This window comes from Candidatus Erwinia dacicola (assembly GCF_001756855.1).
GTDB lineage: Bacteria > Pseudomonadota > Gammaproteobacteria > Enterobacterales > Enterobacteriaceae > Erwinia > Erwinia dacicola.
In genome coordinates this window covers 1-1,923 of sequence record NZ_MAYS01000458.1, presented here as the reverse complement: position 1 = coordinate 1,923, position 1,923 = coordinate 1, and the positions used below count along the sequence as shown (strand labels likewise).

Annotated in this window: 2 protein-coding genes and 1 pseudogene; 1 reads left to right on the top strand and 2 read right to left on the bottom strand. The window is 52.5% G+C overall.

The annotated features are described in order from the left end of the window. Together BBW68_RS16900 and sodA are read right to left on the bottom strand one after the other, a co-directional pair. A partial coding sequence (locus BBW68_RS16900; protein ID WP_148127623.1) for a helix-turn-helix domain-containing protein occupies positions 1–216 on the bottom strand: 216 nt, incomplete at its 3' end. Between the two features lie 539 nt (positions 217–755). After that, positions 756–1,373 carry a superoxide dismutase [Mn] gene (sodA, locus tag BBW68_RS12245; RefSeq protein WP_070135581.1) on the bottom strand — a complete coding sequence of 206 codons (618 nt, stop codon included), beginning with the start codon at positions 1,371–1,373 and terminating at the stop codon, positions 756–758. Between the two features lie 256 nt (positions 1,374–1,629). On the opposite strand from sodA, the pseudogene BBW68_RS20785 reads away from it, so the two are divergent. Next, positions 1,630–1,923, top strand: a pseudogene (locus tag BBW68_RS20785) (transposase zinc-binding domain-containing protein); the annotation flags it as partial.

The following is a 1,923-nucleotide window of genomic DNA, read 5'->3' as shown; positions in this document are numbered from 1 at the left end:
AGCGGCCACGCGCTCAAGGATATAGGGTTTGAACGGGTCAAGCTTGCAGGGTCTGGGTGCGCGAGGCTTGTAGCGGATATCCGCTACGGGCAGCGGGCTACGGATATATCTGCGAACGGTCTCACAAGAGCATGAAAGCTGGCGCGCGATGGCGCGTATCGACATGCCCTGACGGTGTAAAACACTCATCTCTACTCTGGTCTCCAATGTCATCATTGGCAGTGCCTTAAAACTGCCATTTTTACCCTGGGTGGGTCAGATTTACATCGGCAGGTGGGCCAGTTTTACATCGGTAGCGACAGATGATAAAGGATTAGACCCCGTGAGGCCTATCTGGCTATTGTACAGGATATACGTATCCGCTTAACGAAGAAGAACCTCACGCGCGTCTTTCATCAGGGCCCGAATCGATGACGATTCATCATGGTCGTTTATAGTACCGCAGTCTTTCCCCTTTATTTTTACTGAAGAGCAGACAGAAACCATAAATACCGGCTTTGACATGCCGGGGAAGCCCTTATAGTACAATAATTTCCGATATCCAAACTGACCTCAATATGGCGCTCGTTTAACGCTTACGAAACAGCGCAGTTATGCTGCCTGACTTTGCTGAGCGGTTTAGTCGTTGACGGTGGAGTACTGCAAGAAATGTTCGAGGGTGAAAAGCGGGCACAAAAAAAACCGGCGAACGTAGCGCCGGTTTTTTTAACGGGGCGACCAGAAAAAATGGTCGCCCCCCTACAAGGAATGCCTGATTACTTAGCTGCTTTGAAGTTCTCTGCAGCTACATCCCAGTTAACCACATCCCAGAACGCCTTGATATAGTCAGGGCGTTTATTCTGGTACTTCAGGTAGTAGGCGTGTTCCCATACATCCAAGCCGATAATTGGGGTGCCGGATGCGCCAGAAATCGCTTCGCCCATCAGCGGGCTGTCTTGGTTAGCAGTGGAAACTACCGCCAGCTTGTCGCCTTTCTTAACCAGCCATGCCCAGCCAGAACCGAAACGGGTGGTGGCCGCTTTTTCGAATTCCGCTTTGAACCCGTCAACGCTACCGAAATCTTTCTCGATGGCTGCCTTCAGATCGCCGCTTAGAGTGGTACCGGTTTTCAGACCTTTCCAGAAGAAGCTGTGGTTAGCGTGGCCACCCGCGTTGTTACGCAGTGGGCCTTTTTTGTCGGCTGGCAGCTGGTCCAGTTTGGCAATCAGCTCTTCAACCAGCAGGTTAGCGAACTCGTTGCCTTCCAGCGCTGCATTAGCGTTATTCACGTAGGCTTGGTGGTGTTTAGTGTGATGGATTTCCATAGTCTGCTTGTCAAAGTATGGTTCCAGTGCATCGTATGCGTAAGGCAGGGATGGCAGTGTATAGCTCATATTCATCGTCTCCATTTAATGGTAGTCGGCGCTGCAAGTCACTGTTCAGCACCACGGCAGTCGGATCATTATAGTTAAATAAACCATTGGGAAAAGGGTTATCAATGCCCCGACGTTGATAAGGGTATCGTAAATAGCAGGCGGGGCGGCGCAGTTATAGCTAATCGCGACGAACGTAGCGCCCTTAAGGGCGAGCGTCACGGCTTCGCCGTTCCGGTGCTTTGCATGACTGGAGCTCCGCTTTATACTCAGCTCCATGTATATCCCGCGTCCCGCCAAACTCCTTTTCACCGTCGATGACGGCTGGAACCGCTATCTCGAAAAACATGGCGACAGCGTCAGCCAGTGGACCCCACTCGCCGTTGAGCGCATGCGCGCCTGCGGCACCTGCGCTATGGGTGTGCGCCGCTACTGCTGCGCTTTACCTGGCTTTACCTGACTGTACCCACTCCCGCTTCTTCTGCCAGAGCTGCAAGTCAAAGGCCTGCAGCATGAAGTCCACCGAACAGTGGATTGCTGAGCAACAACACGTCCTGCCCGACTGCGAATG

Bases quoted from the DNA above. Each gene is read 5' to 3' on its own strand.
- sodA (WP_070135581.1), bottom strand. From the start codon at position 1,373: ATGAGCTATACACTGCCATCCCTGCCTTACGCATACGATGCACTGGAA.